Source organism: Sorangium sp. KYC3313, assembly GCF_052075895.1.
Classification (GTDB): Bacteria; Myxococcota_A; Polyangia; order Polyangiales; family Polyangiaceae; genus Sorangium; species Sorangium cellulosum_B.
Window position 1 is genome coordinate 6,702,920 of record NZ_CP197255.1, and the last position, 22,101, is coordinate 6,725,020.

The following is a 22,101-nucleotide window of genomic DNA, read 5'->3' on the forward strand; positions in this document are numbered from 1 at the left end:
CGCTCCCGGCGCCGCCGCCCATGGAGCGGCGGCGGTCGCGGCCGGAGCCCGGGCGCCCGCGCGTCACCGGCGCTCGTCGGGTGTGTCTTGTCTGCCACATCACCCGCCCGGATTCCGCCGCGGCTCGCCTCTTGCGCCCGCGGCATCCCCATTGCTGAGTCGCGGCCATGCCCGTCGCTCCGCGCCTCCGATCTGCGCCCGCCGTTCTCGCGGTCATCGCCCTCAGCCTGGCGTGCGTTCAGGGCGCGCGCGCCCCCAACGTCCCGCCCCGAGGGACGCTCGCGCCCGGAGCGCTCGATGCGGGCGGAAAGGCCGCGGCAGGGCCGTTCGCGGTGGTGTTCGGCGCGCCCCGCGGGCAGACCACGAGCCCCGCCGAGATCAGCCTCGTCTTCAACCGGCCGATGCGGTCGCTCGACCTCGCGGGCAGCGAGGCCGCGGCGCCCGCGGTCCTGAAGCCGTCCGCGCCTGGACGCTGGCGCTGGGTCGGCACGAGCGGCCTCACGTTCGTCCCCGAAGGGCGCCTGCCGCGCGGCACGGAGTTCACCGTCGAGGTCCCGGCGGGCACCCGCGCGCTCGACGGCAGCGCGCTCGCCGAGCCGTACTCCTTCACCTTCCGCACCGAGCGGCCCGCGGTCGCGCGCGTCGAGCCCTGGTCGGGCAAGGACGACCTCAAGCCGGAGGCCCGGTTCGAGCTGCGGTTCAACCAGCCGGTCGACACAGCGGAGATCGCGCGGCGCGCGTCCCTCACGGCGGGCGATCGAAAAGACAAGGTGGCGTTCGAGGTGCGGCGCCCCGACGCGAAGAACGAGATGCTCGCCGAGCTCGTCCCCCGCGCGCCGCTGCCGCGCGACAGCGAGATCGAGATCGCCGTGGACGAGGGCCTCCGCGGCCGCGAAGGGCCGCTGCCGGCCGGTGAGGAGCAGCGGTTCACGTACCGCACCTACGGGCCGCTCCGGGCGCTGCGCCCCCAGTGCGATCGCGACACGCCGCAGGGGCGCTGCGCGGCCGACGGCGGGTTCACGCTCGCCTTCTCGAACCCCATCAAGCTCGCGGACGCGAAGCGGGCGATCTCGGTGGAGCCCGCCGTCAAGCTGCTGTGGCCGTCGTGGATCGAGGACGACGAGCCCACGAGCCACATCCCCCTCGGCGGCGCCTTCGCCCCGGGTCGCAGCTACCGGGTGCGCGTGGCCGCCGGGCTGCGCGACGTGCACGGGCAGGCGCTGGCCGGCGTCGTCACCGAGGAGATCGCCTTCGACGATCGCTGGCCCGAGGCGCAGATCGGCCTCGTCGGGAGCGTGTTCGAGCCGGCCCAGCGCCGCGAGATCCCGGTCGTGTCCGTGAACGTGCGCGAGCTCTCGCTCGCGGTCGGCGCGATGACCGAGGAGATGATCCTCGCGCTCCAGGGCGATCCGCACAGCCCGGGGCGCAGCCCGAAGATGGGCGAGATCGCGGCGCTGCCCTCCGGCAAGCAGACGGTCCTGCGCCCGGCCGCCGCGGCCAACACGCCGGCGACCCACCTCGTGCGCGCCGCCGAGGTGCTGGGCGGCGAGGGCAAGCGCGGGCCGCTCGCGATAGGGATCAGCTACACCGCCCGGCCCGGGACGCGGCACGCGCGCACCGCGTCCGCCGCGGTGATCGCGCAGGTGACCGACCTCGGGATCAGCGCGAAGGTCTCGCCGAGCGGCTCGCTCGTCTGGGTGACGCGCCTGTCGACGGGCGCGCCGGTGCCCGGGGCGCGCGTGTGGATCCGGGCCCCGGGCGCGCCCGCGCCTGCCGCGGTGTCCACCGACGCCGAGGGGTTCGCGGTGGTCCCCGCGACGGCGCGCGGTCCGGAGGCCACGACGACGCTCGGGCGCAGCGTGGTCTTCGCGCGCGCGGGCGACGACTGGACGTACCGGAGCGTCGCCGACGCGCTCGACGGGTGGCGCTTCGGCGCGTCGTCCGACTTCAGCGAGGCGCGCCCGTTCGGGATGATGTTCTCCGATCGCGGCATCTACCGGCCGGGCGACACGGTGCGCGTGAAGGGGATCTTCCGCGAGGAGGGCGCGCGCGGGGCGAGGACGCCGGCCGGCAAGAGCGTCGCGCTCAAGGTCGAGGGGCCGGACGGCGAGGCGCTCGTCTCCCTCTCCCCGACGCTCGGCGCCTTCGGCACGTTCTCGGCCGACGTGAAGATCCCCGAGAGCGCGCGGCTCGGCACGTACAGCCTCGCCGCCACGGTCCAGGGCGGCGAGGCGGGGTGGCCGGACGTGACGGGCAGCGTCGAGGTCGCCGAGTACCGCCCCGCCGAGTTCAAGGTCGGCGTCGAGAGCGACAGGCCGAGCTACGTCCGCGGCGACAAGGCGCGCTGGACCGCGCGCGGCGATTACCTGTTCGGGGCGCCGATGACGAACGCGGAGGCATCGCTCTCCGTGACGCGCGCGCCGGCGTCGTTCTCGCCGCCGGGGATCGAGGGGTTCACGGTCCGCGAGGACGAGCTCACCTACGCGCTGCGGGACCAGGCGCCGCGCGAGTTCGAGGTGCAGAGCGCGCGCGAGAAGCTCGACGCGGCCGGGCAGGCGGCGATCGGCGCGGCGCTCTCGATGCCCGGGCAGCGCGGCACGGAGCTCGTCACGTGCGAGGCGTCGGTCACCGACGTGTCGCGGCAGACGATCGCCGGGAGCTCGACGGCGCTCGTGCACCCGGCCGAGTTCTACGTCGCCCTCAAGGAGCCCGAGCTCTTCGCGAAGGCGGGCGACGTGCTGCGGCCGGAGATCCTCGCGGTCGATCCGAAGGGCGCGCGCGTCGCGCAGGTCGCGGTCCGGGTCGAGCTCGTGCACCGGACGTGGACGCTCGCGCGGGAGGAGAGCGGCAGCGCGTACCGCAGCGTGAGCGCGCCGGTCGACAAGGTCGTCGCGCGGTGCGGCGTCACGACGGCGGCGGCGCCGCGGAGCTGCGAGCTCACGGTCCCGTCGGGGGGCTATTACCTCCTGCACGCGACGGCCAGGGACCGCCGCGGCAACCCCGTCGGCGCCGCCGCCGGCGTCTACGCGCTCGGCGAGGGCGGCGGGGGCTTCGGCGACAGCGACGAGCTCAAGGTCGACCTCGTTCCCGACCGCGACAGCTACGAGATCGGACAGACGGCGCGCATCATCGTGAAGTCGCCGTTCGCGTCCGCCGACGCGCTGGTCACGGTCGAGCGCGCCGGCATCTCCACGCACCGGAAGGTGACGCTGTCGGGCGCCATGCCCGTGATCGACGTCCCGATCACGGAGGACCTCCGGCCGAACGCCTTCGTCTCGGTGCTGCTCCTGCGCGGGCGGACGAAGCCGCAGCCCGCGCCGGGGAAGGGCGGGGCGCCTGGGCCCGACGTCGGGGCGCCGGCGTTCCGCCTCGGCTACGCGCCGCTCCGCGTGAACCCGGAGGCGCAGCGGCTCGCGGTGCGCGTCCGCGCCGACAAGGCGGACGCGCGCCCCGGCGATCCGATCCGCGTGGACGTCGACGTCCGCGATCGCGCCGGCCAGCCCGCCCGCGCGGAGGTCACCCTCTACGCCGTGGACGAGGGCGTGCTGTCGCTGACGGGCTACGCGACGCCGGATCCGATCCCCGTGTTCGGCGCGCCGCGCCCCTTGAAGGTGGCGACGATCGAGACGCGCGAGGCGCTCGCCCGCGTGCGCAACCCGTTCGCCGACCTCGGCGCCGACAAGGGGCGCGCGGGCGGCGGCGGCGCCGAGGGCGGCACGGGCGTGCGCCGCGATTTTCGCCAGAGCGCCTACTACAACCCCGCGCTCGTCACCGACGCCTCCGGGCAGGTGCACGCGAGCTTCAAGCTGCCGGACTCGCTCACGACGTACCGGGTCATGGCGGTCGTGGCCGCCGAGGACGATCGCTTCGGCTACGGCGAGTCCCGGGTGACGACGAGCCGCCCGCTCATGGCCCGGCCCGCGCTGCCCCGCTTCCTCCGCGCGGGCGACGCGATCGACGCGGGGGTGGTCGTGACCTCGAAGGGGCTCGGGAAGCCGGCGACGGTCGAGGTGGAGGTCACCGCGTCGGGGCTGACGCTCGCGGGCAGCGCCAAGCGCGCGGTGGAGCTCGCGCCGGGCGGGTCGGCCGAGGTCCGCTTCGCGCTCTCGGCGCCGCGGGCCGGCCCCGCGACGCTGCGCTTCCGCGCGACCGGCGGCGGCGCGTCGGACGTGGTCGAGGTGAACCGCGAGATCAAGGCGCCCATGGCGCCGGAGGCCGTCGCGCTCTACGGCGACACCACCACGGCGAGCGCGGAGCGGCTCGGGGACCTGTCGGCGATCCGCGACGACACGGGCGGGCTCACGGTGAGCCTCGCGCCGACCGCGCTCGTGGGCCTCGGCGGCGGCGTGGAGCAGCTCCTCGAGTACCCGTACGGCTGCACCGAGCAGCTGACGAGCCGGATGGTCCCGCTCCTGTCGCTGCGCGACCTCGCGAAGGCCTACGGGATCGCGCTGCCGAAGGACCTCACGGCCGTCATCGGCAAGACGGTCCGGGAGATCCTCTCGCACCAGCGCGGGGACGGGGGCTTCGGCTTCTTCGCCGAGTCGGACAGCGCGGACCTGTGGACCACGGCGTACGCGCTGTGGGGCCTCACCGAGGCCAGGCGCTACGGGGTCGCGGTGCCGCCCGACGCGGTGGAGCGCGCGACGTCGTACCTGCGCCAGGAGCTCAACCGGATCGGCGCCGACCCGCTCCTCCGGGCGACGGCGCCGTTCCTCGTCGACGTCCTCGCGGCGAGCGGCGCCCCCGACCCCGGGCGCGCGAGCCAGCTGTTCGACGAGCGCGACAAGCTGCCGCTCTTCTCGAAGGCGCTCCTCGCGCACGCGATGGTGATCGGCAAGAGCGACAGGGCGTCCGTGGATCAGCTCGTCCGCGAGCTCGAGGGCGCGCTGCGCCTCGACGGTCCGGTCGCGCGGGCCGTCCACAACCACGGCGACGCGTACGCGGTCCTCATGGACTCCGAGGCCCGCACCTCGGCGCTCGTGCTGCGGGCGCTGCTCGCGGCGCGGCCGGCGCACCCGCTCGCGCCGCGGCTCGCGGCGGGGCTGCTCGCGGATCGCCGCGGGGGCACGTGGCGCAGCACGCAGGAGACGGCCTGGGCGCTGCTCGCGCTCGATCAGTACCGGAAGGCGCAGGAGAAGGCGGCGCCGGACTTCGACGCGCGGGTGTTCCTGGGGCAGGCGGAGCTGTTCTCCGCGCCGTTCCACGGCCCCACGACGGAGCAGGTCAAGACGTCGATCCCCGCGGCGAGGCTCGCGAGCGCCGGGGGCGCGCCGCTCGCGTTCGCGGTCGACGGGCGCGGCCGCCTGTTCTACGAGGCGCGGCTCCGGTACGCGCGCAAGCAGCTCCCGGCGGGGGCGCTCGACCGCGGCTTCTTCATCGAGAAGTCGCTCCGCGCGCTCGCGCCCGAGGACCTCGCCGCCGTCGTCGGCGGCGCGTCCATGTCGAGCGAGCGCGCGGCCCCCCCGTCGGTCGCGTTCGCCGGCGGCGATCTCGTGCTCGGCGAGATCGTCGTGGTGACGCCGTCTCCGCGCGACTTCGTGGTCATCGACGATCCGCTGCCGGCCGGCCTCGAGGCGGTCGACGCGCGGCTCGCGACGTCCGCGCGCTCGCTCGACGTCGACGCGGCGGAGGCCCAGGCCCAGGCCGAGGCGGACGACGCCGACGCCGATCGGGACGACCTCCGCGCGACCGGCCGCCTCTACGACCCGAGCCGCTTCGTCCGCGAGATCCGCGACGATCGCGTCCTCTTCTTCGTCGACCACATGGCCGCCGGGATGTACCGGTACCGGTACCTCGCGCGCGCCACGACGCTCGGCTCGTTCGTGGTCCCGCCCGCGCGCGCGGAGGAGATGTACAGCCCCGAGGTCTTCGGCCGGACGGGCGCCGTCACGGTCCAGGTCTCCAGCCGAGGGCCGGACGCGGCGCCGCGTCCGCGCTGAGCCGTGCGCGCGCGCTCCCCGGAAGGGCCCGGCCGCGCAGGGCGGTGGCTTGCGCGCCCCGGCCCGCGCGCGCGGCGGATCCTCCGCCGCGCGGCGCAGATCGCGGTCGCCCTCGCCGTCGCGCCGTGGCTCCTGCTCGCCGCCCTCGCGGCGCTCACGCCGCTTCCGCCGGAGCTCGGGGCGCTCGAGGACCACGCCGTGTCCACGGTCCTGCTCGATCGCCACGGCACGGTGCTCCGCGAGCTCCGCGCTGGAGACGGCGCGCGCGCGCGCTGGCTTCCGCTCTCCGAGGCCGGCGATCGCATCCAGCGCGCGCTCCTGGCCGCGGAGGACAAGCGGTTCGCGCGCCACCCCGGCGTCGATCCGATCGCGATCGCGCGCGCCGTCGGCCAGCTCGCGGCGGAGCGGCGCGTCGTCTCGGGCGGGTCCACGATCACGCAGCAGCTCGCGCGCACGCTCGTCCCGCGCCCCCGCACCGCGCGCGGCAAGCTCGGCGAGGCGGCGCTCGCGCTGCGCATCGAGGCGTCGCTCTCGAAGCGCGAGATCCTCGAGCAGTACCTGAACCGCGTCGCGTTCGGCCCGGGCCTGCGCGGGGTCGAGGCGGCGAGCCGCTTCTACTTCGACAAGCCCACGCGCGACCTGTCGCTCGCGGAGGCCGCCGCGCTCGCCAGCATGCCGCGCGGCCCGGCGCTGTACGATCCGCGCCGCGGCACCGGGCCGCTCGAGCGCCGCAGGAACCGCGTCCTCGATCGCATGCTCGCGGCCGGCCTCGCCGGCGAGGCCGAGGTGGCCCGCGCCCGCGCGGAGCCCATCGCGCTCGCCCCCAAGGGGGGCGGCCTCGGCGCGCCGCACCTCGTCCGCGCCGTGCTCGGCGGCGCGCTGGGCCCGGGCGCGGGCCTCCCCGCCGAGGGCCTCGGCGCGGCGTCGCGGATCGTAGAGCGCCGGCCGACCTCGATCACGCTGACGATCGACCGCGGCCTCCAGCGCGAGATCGAGGTCCTCGCGCAGCAGACCGTCCGCGGCCTCTCGGATCGCGACGTCGGCGCGGCGGCGGTGGTGGTGATCGAGAACGCGACCGGCGAGATCCTCGCGTACGTCGGCTCGCACGACATCGACGACGCCGCCGGGCTCGGCCACAACGACGGCGTCCTCGCGCTGCGCCAGCCCGGCTCTGCGCTGAAGCCGTTCGTCTACGAGCTCGCCATGGAGCAGCTCGGGTTCACCGCCGCGACCGTCCTTCCCGACGTCGAGCTCTCGTTCCCGACGGCGGACGGCAACTACGCGCCGCGGAACTACGACGGCCGGTTCCACGGCCCCGTCCGCCTGCGGGACGCGCTCGCCAACTCGTACAACGTCCCTGCGGTCTGGGCGGCGGCCGCGCTCGGCCCCGAGCGCGTCCTCGCGCGGCTCCGGGAGCTCGGCCTCCGCTCGCTCGATCGCGAGCCGTCGCGCTACGGCGTCGCCATCGCGCTCGGCGACGGCGAGGTCCGCCTTGTCGACCTCGCCAACGCTTACGCCACGCTCGCGCGGGGGGGCCTTTACCTGCCGGTGCGCGCGGTGCGCTCGTTCGCCCCCTCGTCGCCTCCGTCGACCTCACCGCAAGCGGCCTCCTCCGTGCCGTCCGCGCGCCGCGGTCACGACGCGCCCGCGGCGCCCCCCGAGCGCGGCGCCCGCGTCCTCGACGCCGCGCGCACCCGGGTGATCGTCGACATCCTCGCCGACGATCGGGCGCGGCTCGCGTCGTTCGGCGAGGGCAACGCGCTCGATCTCCCGTTCCCTGTGGCCGCGAAGACGGGCACGTCCAAGGGCTTCCGCGACAACATCGCGGTCGGCTTCACGCCCGACGTCACCGTCGCCGTCTGGGTCGGCAACTTCGACGGCTCGCCCATGGGCGGCGTCAGCGGCATCACCGGCGCGGGCCCGCTGTTCCGCGACGCCATGCTCGCCGCCGCGCGCGTCCGGCCGCCGCGCCCCTTCGATCCGCCCGATCCCGAGCGGCTCGCCGAGGTCGAGGTCTGCGCCCTGTCCGGCATGAGGCCGGCCGCCGCGTGCCCGCACCGCCGCCGCGAGCTCCTCCCGCGCGGCGACGCCGCGGCGCTCTCGCCGTGCGACATGCACGAGGCCGTGCGCATCGATCGCCGCAACGGCCTGCGCGCCGGGGCCTGCCCCGACGCGGCGGTCGAGGAGCGCGTCTTCGAGCGCTACGACGCGGAGCTCACCGCGTGGGCGCGCGCCGCCGGCCGCCCCCTCGCGCCCGACGCGGCGTCGCCCCTCTGCGGCGCGCTCGCCGGGCTCGACGGCGCGCCCGGCGCCGCTCTGGCCGGCGCCGGCGCGCGCGTCCGCGTCGCGTACCCGCCCGACGGCGCCCGGTTCGTCCTCGACCCCTCGATCAACTCGCTGCAGGCGATCCGGCTGCGCGCCGACGTCCCTCCGGGCGTGCCCCGCGTGCGCTTCGTGCTCGACGGGCGCCCCATCGAGGTCGGCCCGCCGTTCGCGCTCGACTGGCCGCTCGTCGCCGGCGCGCACCGGCTCCGCGTCGACGCGGACGGAGCGGCCGCCGGCGAGGAGATCGCGTTCTCGGTGCGGTGAGCGGCGGGCGAGGCGACATCCCGTCTCGTCGCCCGCCGGCTCCGATGAAGTCACCCGCGCCGCGGTCGCTGGCGTCGATGGTGGGGCGGCGCGCAGCCCGCGGGCCACATCACCCGAAGATGGGCAGGTCTTCTTCCTCGGAGAGCGGGAATCGCTCCACGAGCGGATCGTCCGCGATCCCCGCCAGCTTGCGCAGCGCCTTGTGGATGTGCCCCGGCTTGAGCCGGACGCCGCCCTCCTTGGGCTCGAGCGTGACCGGATCGACGTCGAGCGGGTTGTGCCGGTCGTCCGTCGCGCCGATCACCCGGTTCCCCGCGATGCCTGCGCCGGCCAGGATCATGCTGGTGATGTTCCAGTGGTCCTTGCCGTTGCCCTCGTTGTAGCCCGGAGTGCGCCCGAAGTCCGAGCCCACGACGAGGACGATCCGGTCCGCGATGCCCTGCTCCTCCGCGGCGGTCAGGATGAAGTCGATCCCGTCGCAGATCTGGTCGAGCCGCGGGATGTGGTTGTCGTCGTGGTTCCCGTGCGTGTCGAACCCGCCCACCGACAGGTTGGCGCTCACGCAGATGCCGGCGCGGTAGGCCGCGAGCGCGACCTGCGCTTGCCGCCGCAGCGAGGCGCTCTCGAACTCCGCGGGCAGGTACTGGATGAGCTGCTTGAGCTCGTTCTGCCCGACGCGCGACGTGAAGAGCGTGCTCATCGCCTGCTTGACGTGGGGCAGCCGCTGCTGCTCGAGCTTCGCCGCGTGCCGCGCCTGCCGCGCCTCCAGGATCCGCGTCATCGTGGCGTCGGTGTGGTACTGCTCGCGGTTCTCTTCGTTCCCCGGATCGATCCTGTTCGGATAGGCGAGCCGCTGAAGGAGGCCGGTGTCGGGTATGCGGGTGACGGCCACGACGTTCGCCGTCGTGTCGTAGCCGCCGTTGCTGATGAACCCCATCGGCAGCGCGCCGCCGTGGACGCCGGCCACGAGCGCCGCGAAGGCGGGTTTGCCCTCGCGGAGCGTGCCGCACCACGTGTTGCGGACGCCGGCGTCGTGGCTGTTCGTCCCGGTGTCGATGCCGTTGATGACGAGCAGCTTGCTGTAATGCTTCTTGAAGAACGCGTCGTTGCCGCCGACCGGCGCGTACTTGAGGTTGCCGGCGGTCCCGATCGCCTCGCGCAGGTAGCTGCGGTTCATCGCTTGCCGCGTCTTCTGCTCCTCTTCGTCCATCGCGCCCTTGGGATCGCAGAGGCTCGTCGGGTCCCAGCCGCCGCTCGCGTGGATGTGGACCCAGAGCGGGCCCGCGTAGGGGCCGGCCGCGGCGGCGTCCCTCGACAGCACGCCCGCTGCGACGACGCCGAGGCCCGCCATAGATGCCAGTTTGAGGAAATCTCGACGTTCCATGGCTGCTCCTACTGGTAAAGAAACCTGAAGTCCGAAAGGAGATAGGTCATGACGCTCATCCACGCGCGGATCGTGTAGTTCTCGTCGCGCGTGAGCTTCTCTTCGTCGGGGAGCCCCTCTCGAGTCCAGTAGTCGTTGTGCACCTGGCAGGGGCCGGGCAGCGACCTCGAGAGCCGGCCCTCCTCGCCCTCCGGCTTCGCCATGCCCGCCTTGCCCTCCTCCCACGTCTCGAGGAAGACCTTGTACGTCCGCTCGATCTCGGGATCGCCGAGCTCGAGCGACTCGCCGAGCACCCGCTTGTGCAGGTACTGGATGTTCTGCTTGATCCCCTCGACGGCCGGCAGCACGTCGAAATCGTTCGTGTCCCGCGGCTCGAACGTCGTCTCGACGTACGGGAAGAGGAGCCGCTCCTCCTGCGGAAGGTAGAGGTCGCGCGGCACCGAGATGCACGCCATCTCGTTCGCCATCCGGTCGGCGATGTTGGCCATGATCCCGTTCGGCTCCGAGATCCGCTGGATCACGTCCTGCGAGTCGATGCCTCCGTAGAGCATGCGGTAGGCGTCGCGCCGGAGCAGGAAGTCGTAGCGATTGCCGTCGTCCTCGAACGCCCGCGGGCGCCACGGATACCCCGTCACCGCCCAGATCTTCCGGTGCAGCTGCTCGGGCCCGAGGAACCGCGTGCCGCCGAGCTGCGTGAGCGCCTCCCCCCGAGACGCCTGCGCCACGTTGCGCGCCCGGAAATAGGGGCTCTTGACGATGGCCTTGACGACCGTCTTCAGGTTGTAGCCGCTGTCGGCGAAGTCGTGCGCCATCGTGTTGAACGCGTGGTACTGGGCGAGGTACGCCCGGAACTTGGCGTTGAACTCCGGATCCTCGTTCGTCGGCGCGGCGAGCGGCTGTTGCCCGGTGAGGCCGGTGTACATCGTATAGACCGCCGAGAGCGCGAAGCGCGGGTCGTCGGCGACGCGCTTCGCCACCCACGAGAGCGCGGTCGGGAACTCGCTGAACGGCACCGACTCCGCGCCGAAGCCCGGCGGCCGCATGTCCTCGTACCAGGTGTCGTCCTCCCTGTACCGGCCCGCGGAGTCGAAGCTGTGGAACCCGCCTGACAGCGGGTCCAGGGCGGCGTGGCAGACGGTGCACGCCGCGTTGTTCATCGTCGGGTTGAAGTCGGTGATCTTCGTCTGATCGAGCGGCTGCTCGGCCGTCTTCAGGATGTCGGTGCCGAGGAAGAACTGATAGACCATCCTCGCGCGGTGGCGGTTCCTGTTGGTGTTCGTCGTCGGGTGCCTGGACAGGAAGACGGGGGAGGTGAGCACGCCGGCGAGCGGGATCGGATCGCGCTTCGCCGGGACGAACTCGTCCGGATCCGCGTCGTTCTCGAACTCGGCCGTCACGCCGTACGCCCTGGCGGAGAAGGGGCTCACGACCGTGTAGTCGGCGGTGAGGACCTCCTTGAAGGACCTGTCGTTCCGCACGATGTACGCGATGAGCTCGAGCGGCTCCCTCCCGACGGCCCGGTTCGTCCAGCTCTTCAGCTTGTTGGCGACGTCCTCCAGGTCCCGCGCGCCGTATTTCGCGACCAGCGCCGGATCCTGCGGGAGGCTGTTGTACCACTTCGGATCGTACGCGTCGCCCCGCAGCAGATCGACGGCCTCCTCGCCGTTCAGGTAACGGTCGGTGAGGAAGAGATCGTTGTAGATCTCCTTCAGCCGCACATAGAACGTCTCCTCCGTGAGCATCTGGTCCAGGATCGGATCCAGCGCGGCCACGCCGCTCTCTGCGACGGCCTCCTCCTCGGCCTCGGTCGGCAGGCGCCCGGCGAGCTCGAGGCTCGCCGTGCGGAGCGTCTCCTCGGGCCCGCTCATCACCACGCCGGCGAAGGACGCGTTGACGTCCGTCTCGCAGGACGACGGCTCCTTCGTGCGCTCCACCATCGCCCGGAGCGCCTCGACCTCGGCGCTGTCCGAGGCGAGGACCTGGCCGCCGCCGTGCTCGATGGCCTTCGTCGGCTTGAGGAGGACGTACGACTCGCCGCCGAGCTCGAGCCCGGCGAGCGACTTGAACGTCGCGAGGTTCTTGTCGAGGAACCCCGCCTCGCTGCTCCCGGCGAGGATCAGCTTGGATTCCGCCGCCTGCCCCTGCGGGTTATGGCAGCCGATGCACTTCGTCGAGAGGATGGGGACCCACACCTTCTCGGCGAAGAATTGCTCGTCGGAGATGCACGGGCCGTCGGCCTCGCTGCTGCAACCGGCGGACACGGAGGCGAGCGCGCTCGCGCCCGCGGAGAGCCCCAGGAGCCCCAGGGCCGTCGCGGCGCGCTTCCGGAGTGACCATCCTATTCTCGGCATAAGCATCCTCGCCGGGAGCGCTCACGCGACTCCCACGTTGAGGGGACCGGGAGAGCGGAGCCCCCAATCGCGTTGAAAGAACCAACCCACCGACAGCCCTATCGCAGGGCGCCTCCGCCCCGCGATGGTCGGGTCCTCGTTCATCGACCATCGACACCCGATGAGGCGAGCTGGACGAACGCCCGCTTCATCGCTTGCGTAGACCAGGTACTCTAGCCTCTCGAGGGCCTCTCCCGCTATGCGCTCAGCACATTGCTTGATCAGAATTTCTCGTCGATCACGTCCATTCCTCTAGTGGCTGTGAAGTTTTTCGACAGGAGGCTGTGGCTCCTCCGGAAGCCACGTACCCGGTGCGCCCAGGTGGGCGCTCGCACCCGTGGGCGCGCGGGGCGTGCGTGGATGTGGTCAAGACCAGGGAAATCGAATAACCGTTGGATATGAGCTCGACGAGGGATGCGACCCGCGCTCGCGCGGTTCAGTGGTTTGTTCGCGGCGGCACGCTGCGGTCGGCGGGCCGGGATCCCGTCAAGATCGGCATCGCGCCGATCGTGGTGGGGCGCGATCCGAGCTGCGGTGTGGTGGTCGACGATCCGGAGGTCAGCTCGACGCATTGCGATCTTCGCGCGGAGGGGCCGGGCGTGCTCGTCCGCGATCTCGGCAGCAAGAATGGGACGTTCGTGTCGACGGTCCGCATCCGCGAGGCGATCTTGACGGCCGCGTGCGCCATCCAGGTCGGCGGCTCGGTGCTGAGCTTCGAGCCGCTCGACAAGGAGCGCGTCGACGTCGGCTTCGACGAGAGCTTCGGCCCGCTGATCGGCGCCTCGCCGCGGATGCGCCACCTGTTCCGCCTGCTGCGCGAGGTGGCCTCGACGGAGCTCTCGCTGCTCATCACCGGGGAGACGGGCACGGGCAAGGAGCTCGCGGCGCAGGCCATCCATGACGTCTCGAGCCGGCGCGGCGGCCCGTTCGTCGTCGTCGACTGCGCCTCGCTGCCGGGCGCGCTCGCCGAGAGCTTCCTCTTCGGGCACGAGCGCGGCGCCTTCCCCGGGGCGAACGAGCGGAGGAGCGGCGCCTTCCACGAGGCGAACGGCGGGACGATCTTCCTCGACGAGCTGGGCGAGCTGCCGCCCGATCTCCAGCCGAAGCTGCTGCGCGCGCTCACCGAGCAGAAGGTGAAGCGCGTCGGGTCGCGGATCTACGAGCCCGTCGACGTGCGGATCATCGCAGCGACGCGCCGCGACCTCGGCCGCAGCATGAACACCGGGCGCTTCCGGAGCGACCTCTTCTTCCGGATCGCCCAGATGCGCATCGAGCTGCCGCCGCTCCGCGAGCGGCGGGAGGACATCCCGCTGCTCGTCGAGCGCGTCTGCGAGCGCCTGGGGTGCCCCGAGCGCGCCGTGGAGATGGTCAATCTCATCACCACGACGCTCGGCCAGCACGATTTCCCTGGCAATGTCCGCGAGCTCATGAACGTCACCAGCGTGGCCGCGAGCCTGCCGCCCGGGGCCGAGGCGATCGCCTCGATCCTGCCGCTCGAGGGCGGCGGCGACGTGGTCGTGCCGACGTCGGCGTTCGGCGAGGCGAAGCGGGGCGCCGTCGCGGCGTTCGAGCAGCGTTACTTCAGCGAGCTGATCCGCGCCACAGGCGGCAACGTCAGCGAGATGGCGCGCCGCGCGGGCATGGAGCGCCACCACGTGCGGATGTTCTTGAGGAAGCACGGGCTCACCGCGAAGCAGTGAGGGCTCGGCGCGGCGAGGGCGCGGAGCGGCGAGGGCGCGGAGCGGCGAGGGCGTCGAGCGTGTCCTAGGCGCCGCCTGCGCCGCCGCTGCCGCCCGCGCCGCCGCTGCCGGTCGGGTCGCCGCCCGCGCCGCCGCTGCCGGTCGGGCCGCCGCCCGCGCCGCCGCCGCCGGTCGGGTCGCCGCCCGCGCCGCTGCTCGTCGTGGCCGCGGCCGTGGTCGTGGCCGGGTCCCCGCCGCAGCGCTCCACGCCGCGGCAATCCGCGCAGGAGCACCCCTCGAAGTACTCGGCGCACGAGCCGTTGTCCGTGCAGTGATCCGTGCACCGCGGGGTGCCCGTGCAGTCGGGGCAGGTGCAGTCCTCGTTGGCGTTGCACCCCTCGCTGTCGTTGCACCCGCGCCTCGGGCTGCAGGCCGCGACGGTGCCCGCGCAGTCCTGGCAGGTGCAATCCTCGCCGTCGGGGGCGTCTGGCCGCATGTCGCAGGCGCCGTCGTCGTTGCAGCGGCCGAGGCAGCTCGCCGTGTCGGAGCAGTCGGGGCAGCTGCAGCTCTCGGGGACCTGGGCGAGGATCGTACACCGCCCATCCGGGCTGCCGCCGAAGCAGCCGAAGCCGAGCGAGCCGCCGGCGCCGGCGACCGTGGCCGCCGTCGTCGTCGAGGTCGTGTCGGTCGCTTCATTGCTCGAGCAGCCGCCGCTCGCGGCGAGCCCGAAGACGATGGAGGAGGCGAGGAGTGCAAGAAAGGCGCGCATGTCTGGCAGCATCCCTCTCCAGCGCGCGTCACGTCAACACCGCACGTCGCGCCGCGGCAGGGAGGCGCTCAGCGGAATGCCACGCTCCTGTCCGCCGTCTTCGCGCGGACGGCCGCGCGCTCGCGCGCGAGGAACTCGCGCACCGCGGCGTCCAGGCGTGGATGCGCGATGTGGTGCGCGCTGTGGGTGACGCTCGGTGCGAAGCCGCGAACGAGCTTGTGCGACCCTCCCGCGCCCGGCTCGAAGCGGCGCAGTCCCCGGGCGATGCAGTCCTCGACCGGGTGATAATAGCAGACGTTGAAATGCAGGAAGGGGCGCTCCTCCGAGGCGCCCCAGTAGCGGCCATAGAGCGTCGTGGGGCCGGCGAGGTTGAGCGCGCCCGCGATGGGGCGTTTGCCTTCCCGCGCGAGGACGATCTCGACGCCTCCCTGGGCCCCGCCGCCGCGCAGCCGGGCCGCGATCTCCTCGAAGAAGGCGCGGTTCAGGTACTGCCGGCCCCAGGCGAACTTCTCCACGGTGGAGACGTAGAAGCCGAACATGGCATCGACGATCTCCGGCGTGATCTCCGCGCCGCGCAGCGTGTCGATCGACAGCCCCTGCCTCGTGGACTCGCGCATCTCGCGCCGGATCTGGTGCCGCCGCTTCGCGTTGAAGCGGGCGAGGAAGTCGTCGAGCGTCCGATACCCCTCGTTCTCGAACTGGAACTGGACGCCGCAGCGGTGCGCCATGGCGGCGTCGGAGAGGGCGGCGGCCTCTTCCTCTGTCGGGAACAGGACGTGGGCGCTCGAGATGCGGCTCCGCGCGACCAGCTTGCGGAGCGTCTCGGCGAGGACGGGCAGCAGCGCCGGGCGGTCCTCCGGCCGCCGCACGAGCAGCCGCGGCGTCGTCGCGGGGGTGAACGGCACCGCGACGACGAGCTTCGGGTAGTAGGGCGCGCCGATCTGGTGGGACGCAGAGGCCCAGCCGTGATCGAAGACGAACTCTCCCTCGCTGTTGTCCTTGAGGTAGGCGGGCGCCGCGGCGAGCAGCGCCCCCTCGGCCCGGAGCGTGATGTGGTGGGGCAGCCAGCCCGCCGCCTCGCCCACGCACCCCGTCCGCTCGAGCGCGTCGAACCACGCCCAGGTGAGGAACGGCGCCTCGCTCACCCCGTCGAGCGCGTCCCACTCGCTCTCCGGGATGTCGCGGATGGTGTCGTGGACGTGCGCTTCAAGCTCCATGGCCGATCCTAGCAGCGCGCGTCGCGCCGCCTGGCCGGCTCACGAGGTCCTGGATCGAGCGCGCGCCGGAGCGGGCCACGAGGTCCGACAGCCCGCGCGCGATCGCGGCGGGGAGGAGGGGGCCGCCGTAGATGAAGCCCGTGTAGAGCTGCACGAGGTCGGCGCCCGCCTGGAGCTGGTCCATCGCGTGCTCCGCCGACTCGATGCCCCCGGCGCCGATCACCGTGACGTCGCTCCCGAGGCGCGCGCGGATGCGCCGCACCATCGCGAGCGAGCGCTGCCGGAGGGGCGGGCCGCTCAGCCCGCCCGCGCCCATCGCCTCGACGGCCGCCGGGCTCGTCGCGAGCCCGTCGCGCCGCACGGTCGTGTTGGTCGCGATGACGCCGGCGAGGCCGACCTCCTCGACCACGGCGAGCAGCGCCTCGAGCTCCTCGTCGCCGAGGTCCGGGGCGACCTTGATGAGCAGCGGCAGCGGCGCCCTGGCGGCGCGGTTCTCCCGCGCGATCGCGGAGAGCAGCGCCCGCGCGATCGCCGGCCCCTGCATCGCGCGGAGGTCCTTCGTGTTCGGCGACGACACGTTGATCACGACGAAGTCGGCCGCGCGCCGCGCCTCCCGGAAGCTCGCGAGGTAGTCGTCGATCGCGGGCTCGATGGGATCGAGCGGCGCGACCCTGGACTTGCCGATCGAGATGCCCACCGGCACGCCCACGGCCGCCGCGCCGCCGCGGTCGAGGAGCCGCTCCGTGACGCGGGCCGCGCCCTGGTTCGGGAACCCGAGCCGGTTGATGAGCGCCCGGTCGGCCGGCAGCCGGAAGAGGTTCGGCGGCGGGTTCGCGGCCTGGGGCTGCGCCGTGACGGTGCCGAGCTCGACGAAGCCGAACCCGAGGGCGGCGAGCGCGCGGGCCCTGCGGGCGTCCTTGTCGAAGCCGCCCGCCACGCCGAGCGGGGAAGGGAAGTCGAGCCCCATGGTGCGCACGGCGATGCGCCCGTCCCGGGGCGCGAGGCGGGCGTGCACGAGGGCGCGGAGCGGCGCTGCGTGCTCGAGCGGGGCGAGCGCGAGCATGCCGAGCTCGTGCGCAAGGCTGGGCGGCAGCGCGAAGAGGAGCGGTCGGACGAGGCGGTACATCGGGGCGCGTCTCCGTTGCGGGTTGCGGCGCGCGGCGTCGGAGGAGGTCCTGCGAGCGGCGCGGTGGTGGCGGATACCATGGCGCACCGGCCGCGTGGGCCGCCATCGCGGCGTTGGCGGGCGCGCGCTTCCGCGCGCTCGGAGGCGCGCGCCGGCGCGCAAGGCGAGGCTCGGCGGCTCTGCTAGACTCCGCGCCCTCCATGACGTCCCCCGAGATCCTCGATCGCACAGGCGATCCCAGGCCACTGACCGACCTTGGCGAGCGCTTCGCGAGGAGCGCGGACGAGATGGCGGCGCTGCGCGAGCGCGGCGTCGCGGCCGCCCGCGACCTCTGCGCCTTCATCGATCGCTCGCCGACGCCGTTCCACGCCGTGCGCGAGGTCGCCTCGCGGCTCGTGGCGGCCGGCTTCTCGGAGCTCGGGGAGCGCGACGCGTGGGCCGTCGCTCCGGGCGATCGCCGCTTCGTCATCCGGGGCGGGTCGACGATCGTCGCGTTCGTGGCCGGGGCCGAGCACCCGGCGCTCGGCGGCTTTCGCGTGATCGGCGCGCACACCGACTCGCCGAACCTTCGGGTGAAGCCGAGCGCCGAGCTCTCGCGGAGCGGCTACCAGCAGCTCGGGGTCGAGGTCTACGGCGGCGTCCTGTACTCGACCTGGCTCGACCGCGATCTCAGCGTGGCCGGCCGCGTCCACGTGCGCAGGGACGGGCGGATCGAGCGCCTCCTCGTCGACCTGGGCCGCCCGGTCGCCCGCGTCCCGAACCTCGCGATCCACCTGAACCGCGGGGTCAACTCCGAGGGGCTCGTGCTGAACGCGCAGAAGCACCTCGTCCCCGTGATCGGCCTCGGAAGGGAGGCCGATCTCGGCGCCCTGCTCGCGCGCGCTGTCGACGCGCCGCGCGACGCCATCCTCGGCTTCGATCTCTGCCTGTACGACACGCTCAAGGCGTCGCTCGGCGGCCTCTCCGACGAGTTCATCTTCGCGTCCCGCCTGGACAACCTCGCGAGCTGCCACGCCGCGACGGCCGCGCTGATCGGCGCCGCTCCTTCCGCGGCGACGCGGGTCATCGCGCTCTACGACCACGAGGAGTGCGGCAGCCGGAGCGCCGTGGGGGCGGCGGGGAGCGTGCTCCGCGACGTGCTCGCGCGGATCGTCGACGTCTACCCGGGGCGCGAGCCGCAGGCGTTCGCCCGCGCGATGGCCGGGTCGCTGCTCGTCTCGGCGGACATGGCCCACGCGGTGCACCCGAACTACGCCGATCAGCACGAGCCGCGCCACGCCCCGCAGATCAACCGCGGGCTCGTGATCAAGTCGAACGTGAACCAGTCCTACGCCACGGACGGCGCGACGGCCGCCGCGCTCGAGGCGCTCTGTCACGACGTGGGCTACGCCCCCCAGCGCTTCGTCGTGCGCAGCGATCTCCCTTGCGGCAGCACGATCGGCCCGATCACGGCGGCCGCGCTCGGGATCGCCACGGCCGACGTCGGCGCGCCGATGCTCAGCATGCACTCCTGCCGCGAGATGGCCGGCACGCTCGACGTCCACCTCGCGATAGAAACCTACCGCCGCGCCCTCGCCTGACCGCTGCGCCTAGCGGGTGCGCGTGTCGTGGGAGAGGAGGGTGAAGCCGATGAGCTTGTACAGGAGGCGGGCGCCGACGTTGCCGTCCCAGTCGTCGGCGTCGTCCTTGGGCGCGACCTCGTTCAGGTCGAAGCCGACGATGCGCCGGCCGCTCTTCTGGATGCGGCCGATCAGGGCGACGGCTTGCTGGAACGTCAGCCCGCCGGGGACAGGCGTGCCGGTGCTCGGACACAGCGTCGGATCGAGGCCGTCGATGTCGAAGCTCACATAGACGTCGTCGGGGAGATCCTCCACGATCGAGTCGGCGATCAGGTGGAACGGCTCCCCCTCGAAGAGCCGATCGGCGATCGAGGCGTCGATGTGGGCGACGATGCGCCCGTTCGACTCGCGGATGAACCGGAGCTCGTCTTCGCTCATGTCGCGCAGCCCGACCTGGACGATCCGCGGGATCTTCGGGTGGTTCGTCGCGACGTTGTGCATGATCGAAGCGTGGGAGTCGGTGAATCCCTCGTACGCGTTGCGGAGATCGGCGTGCGCGTCGATGTGCAGGATCCCCATTCCCGGGTAACGCGCGGCGTGCGCCGCGATCGCGCCGTAGGGGGCGGAGTGATCACCGCCGATGACGCCGACGAGCTTGCCCCGCTCCATCCAGCGCATGGCGATCTCCGTGACACGCTCGTTCAGCCGGCGGGACAGCGCGTTGACCGCCGCGAGGCGCGCCTCCAGGTCGCGGTCGCCAGCGACCTCCCCGTGCGCCGCGATCACCGGCTCGGCCGCGGCGCACGCCTCCGCGTTCCAGCGCACGATGTCCGGATCGACGTCGAGCATCGCGATGCCCTGCTCGTACGGTCTGCCCGTGTGCAGGTCGAAGAGGTCGACCTGCCGGCTGGCCCGCAGGATCGCCCCCGGGCCCTTGGCGGCGCCGCGGCGGTAGGACACCGTCGGCTCCCACGGCACCGGGACGAGGACCACCCGGGCGTCCTCGGCAGTGTGTGGCAGCCCGTAAATCCCGTTTCCGATGGCGGGACCGTTCGGATCGAAGCCGAGAGGGGATGAGCTCACGCGGCCACGTTGGCGGTTCGCGACCAGGTCGTCAAGCGCGAGCCGCCTCCGGCCCAGCGTACGCCGGAGCGCGCCGGAGCGCGCCGGAGCGCTCCGCCGCACGCGCCGCCGAGCACCGGCGGAGCGGCTTCCTCACCGGCACACCGGCGGAGCGGCTCCCACGCCTGCACACCGGCGCGCGGTGCGTAGAGACGATCGCACCCGCACCGCGCGCGAGACATCGGCGTGAAACACGGATGTCGGGTGGGGATGGCGCGGAGCGCTCGTCGGAATGCAACTTCGGGCTTCCAGCTGCGACGAAATGCGCTAGGAAGAGCGCGGAGAAGATGGGCCGCTGCGCCCGTCCGGGCCGGTCAGCGCTGCTCGGCGCTGCCGGTCGGTTCGGCGCGTGGTCCTGGTAGTAGCCGCGAAGAACAGCCATGCTCCGGTACCGCGCCGATATCAAGACACTCCTCTTCGTCGCGACGTATTTCGTGCTCGTGGCGGTGCAATGGGCCTACGCGCCGCGCGCGCTATGGCTCGCGATTCCGCTCCTCGCCACGACGTGCGTGTTCTCGTTCCTCGGAGCGGTCGCGACCCACAACGCGGTCCATTGCCCCGTGTTCCGGCGGCGATGGATGAACCGCGCGTTCCAGATCGCGCTCACGCTCACCTACGGGCACCCCGTCAGCGCCTACGTCCCGGGCCACAACCTCAGCCATCACAAGTACACGCAGTCCCGGCGTGACGTGATGCGGACGACGAAGGTGCGCTATCGGTGGAACCTGCTGAACGGCCTCTTTTTCATGAGCCGCGTGGTGCGGGACATCCTGCCCGCCGACATGCGCTACTTCAAGGCGATGTACCGGCGGAACCCGCCGTGGTTCCGTCAGATGCTCCTCGAGTCGGCGGTGTTCCTCGGCGCGATGGGGGCCCTGCTCGCGCTCGACTGGCAGAAGTTCCTCCTCTACGTCCTGATCCCGCACCAGTACGCCGCGTGGGGGATCGTGACCATGAACTACCTCCAGCACGACGGCTGCGACGAGGACAGCGAGTACAACCACTCGCGCAACTTCGTCGGCCGGCTGGTCAACTGGTGGACGTACAACAACGGCTTCCACTCCATCCATCACATGGAGCCCGGCCTCCACTGGAGCCTCCTGCCGGCCGCGCACGCGAGGCGCGTGGCGCCCTTCATCCACCCGGGCCTCGACCAGCCGTCGCTCCTCGCCTACCTCTTCCGCAGCTTCGTCTGGCCTGGCAAGCGCCTGCGCTACGACGGCGCCCCGGTCGTGCTCCCGCCGGAGGAGCCCGACGAGGAATGGATCCCTGGCCCGAAGGAGACGCCCAGCGACGTCTCGCTGGGCGCGATCGCGCCCGGCTGATCGCGCCCGGCTGACCGCCGGCTCCTGCCCGCGCTGAGGCTCAACGCCGCCCTCCTGGGGCGGCGCGCCGGGCGCCTGGCCGAGATGTGCTGGGGGGGGCGGGGCCACGCCGGCGCGGCGCGCGCGGTCCTGTGGCGCCTGGAGACCTCCGAGAGGCACCTCGCGGCGACGACCGGGAGGCCAGGGTCGTGGCCGTCGCGAGGGGATAGGGGGCTGGCCCGGCGCCGCCGGCGCCGGGCCCTGCGCGTCCCCCGGTCAGCGCGGCTGATTCTCCCGCGGCTGGTCTCCCCGCGACTCGCCACCACGACGGCCGATCTCGGCCATGTGCTGGCGATCGCCGCTCACGGCCTCGCCGCCTTTGCGGCCGATCTCGGCCATGTGGGCCCGGTCCTGGCTCACGCGCTCGCCGCCACGCCGACCGATCTCGGCCATGTGCTTGCGGTTCTGGCTGACGACCTCGCCGCCCTTCTTGCCGGCGGCGCGGGCCTCGTCGCGCGTGAACTCGTGCGCCGTCCCCTTCTCGTGGGCTGCCTTCCCGCCCTTGCTGGCGATCTTGCGCTGCCGGTCCTCGTCCATGGCGGCGAAGCCACGCTGCTGCCGCTCGTTGGCAGCCCGCTGCGACGCCGACGAAGGCGGGGGTTCGCTCGGCGAGGCCCCTCTCTCCTCCTGGCCCTCCTCACTCCTGGAAATCATACGATCATCCATGCTCGCCATCATCCTCTCCTTACGGTTGGCTCGCTCGATTCAGGTCTCCGAACGGGGCCTGCGAGCCGGTAAAGGACGGCGTTCCCCCCGTCCCCTCCTGGGCCGGTCGAGACCGGCGATGGCCGTTCTCTTCCGGTGTTGGTCGGGGAGCGGCGTTCGCCGTCCCCTTCCGGTGTTGGTCGGGGAGCGGCGTTCGCCGTCCCCTTCCGGCGCTGGTCGGGGAGCGGCGTTCGCCGTCCCCTTCCGGCGCTGGTCGGGGAGCGGTGTTCGCCGCCTCCTTCCCAGCTGCGGAAA

General features: G+C 73.1%; 12 protein-coding genes. 5 read left to right on the top strand and 7 right to left on the bottom strand.

The annotated features are described in order from the left end of the window. Positions 1 to 167: 167 nt before the first annotated feature. Positions 168 to 5,942 carry an MG2 domain-containing protein gene (locus ACSRUE_RS26105; protein WP_441285954.1) on the top strand — a complete coding sequence of 1,925 codons (5,775 nt, stop codon included), beginning with the start codon at positions 168 to 170 and terminating at the stop codon, positions 5,940 to 5,942. Between the two features lie 3 nt (positions 5,943 to 5,945). After that, positions 5,946 to 8,531, top strand: a complete 2,586-nt coding sequence (gene pbpC, locus ACSRUE_RS26110; protein WP_441285955.1) for a penicillin-binding protein 1C — start codon at positions 5,946 to 5,948, stop codon at positions 8,529 to 8,531. A 109-nt stretch (positions 8,532 to 8,640) separates the two neighbouring features. Here the strand turns inward: pbpC and ACSRUE_RS26115 are convergent, their stop codons facing one another. Both ACSRUE_RS26115 and ACSRUE_RS26120 read right to left on the bottom strand, forming a co-directional pair. Beyond that, a complete protein-coding gene (locus ACSRUE_RS26115; protein WP_441285956.1) occupies positions 8,641 to 9,915 on the bottom strand; it encodes a DUF1501 domain-containing protein in 1,275 nt (424 codons plus the stop codon). Positions 9,916 to 9,923: 8 nt separating this feature from the next. Next, positions 9,924 to 12,266: a DUF1588 domain-containing protein gene (locus ACSRUE_RS26120; RefSeq protein ID WP_441285957.1), complete on the bottom strand. Its 2,343-nt coding sequence runs from the start codon at positions 12,264 to 12,266 to the stop codon at positions 9,924 to 9,926. A 437-nt stretch (positions 12,267 to 12,703) separates the two neighbouring features. Between ACSRUE_RS26120 and ACSRUE_RS26125 the strand changes: the two genes are divergently transcribed. Then, a complete protein-coding gene (locus ACSRUE_RS26125; RefSeq protein WP_437766909.1) occupies positions 12,704 to 14,005 on the top strand; it encodes a sigma 54-interacting transcriptional regulator in 1,302 nt (433 codons plus the stop codon). Between the two features lie 64 nt (positions 14,006 to 14,069). On the opposite strand, the gene ACSRUE_RS26130 is transcribed toward ACSRUE_RS26125, so the two are convergent. From ACSRUE_RS26130 to ACSRUE_RS26140, 3 genes are all read right to left on the bottom strand, one after another. Then, complete coding sequence (locus ACSRUE_RS26130) at positions 14,070 to 14,753, bottom strand: hypothetical protein (protein ID WP_441285958.1); 684 nt, start codon at positions 14,751 to 14,753, stop codon at positions 14,070 to 14,072. A 68-nt stretch (positions 14,754 to 14,821) separates the two neighbouring features. Continuing rightward, positions 14,822 to 15,970, bottom strand: coding sequence for a GNAT family N-acetyltransferase (locus ACSRUE_RS26135; protein ID WP_441285959.1), 1,149 nt, complete (start codon positions 15,968 to 15,970; stop codon positions 14,822 to 14,824). Continuing rightward, on the bottom strand, positions 15,960 to 17,096 hold the full coding sequence (locus ACSRUE_RS26140; RefSeq protein WP_437766912.1) for a quinone-dependent dihydroorotate dehydrogenase: 1,137 nt from the start codon (positions 17,094 to 17,096) through the stop codon (positions 15,960 to 15,962). The genes ACSRUE_RS26135 and ACSRUE_RS26140 overlap by 11 nt, the downstream gene beginning before the upstream one ends. 287 nt (positions 17,097 to 17,383) lie before the next feature. Here ACSRUE_RS26140 and ACSRUE_RS26145 point away from each other — a divergent pair, with 287 nt between their 5' ends. Then, the gene (locus tag ACSRUE_RS26145; protein ID WP_441293132.1) at positions 17,384 to 18,676 is read left to right on the top strand and encodes a M18 family aminopeptidase; all 1,293 of its coding nucleotides are present in this window, start codon (positions 17,384 to 17,386) and stop codon (positions 18,674 to 18,676) included. A gap of 9 nt (positions 18,677 to 18,685) precedes the next feature. Here the strand turns inward: ACSRUE_RS26145 and ACSRUE_RS26150 are convergent, their stop codons facing one another. Then, positions 18,686 to 19,738, bottom strand: a complete 1,053-nt coding sequence (locus ACSRUE_RS26150) for an agmatinase family protein (protein WP_437766913.1) — start codon at positions 19,736 to 19,738, stop codon at positions 18,686 to 18,688. A gap of 419 nt (positions 19,739 to 20,157) precedes the next feature. Between ACSRUE_RS26150 and ACSRUE_RS26155 the strand changes: the two genes are divergently transcribed. Then, positions 20,158 to 21,102 (top strand): fatty acid desaturase family protein, encoded by a 945-nt coding sequence (locus ACSRUE_RS26155; RefSeq protein ID WP_441285960.1) that lies wholly within the window; start codon positions 20,158 to 20,160, stop codon positions 21,100 to 21,102. A gap of 255 nt (positions 21,103 to 21,357) precedes the next feature. On the opposite strand, the gene ACSRUE_RS26160 is transcribed toward ACSRUE_RS26155, so the two are convergent. Next, positions 21,358 to 21,678 carry a KGG domain-containing protein gene (locus ACSRUE_RS26160; RefSeq protein WP_044965509.1) on the bottom strand — a complete coding sequence of 107 codons (321 nt, stop codon included), beginning with the start codon at positions 21,676 to 21,678 and terminating at the stop codon, positions 21,358 to 21,360. Positions 21,679 to 22,101: the final 423 nt, after the last annotated feature.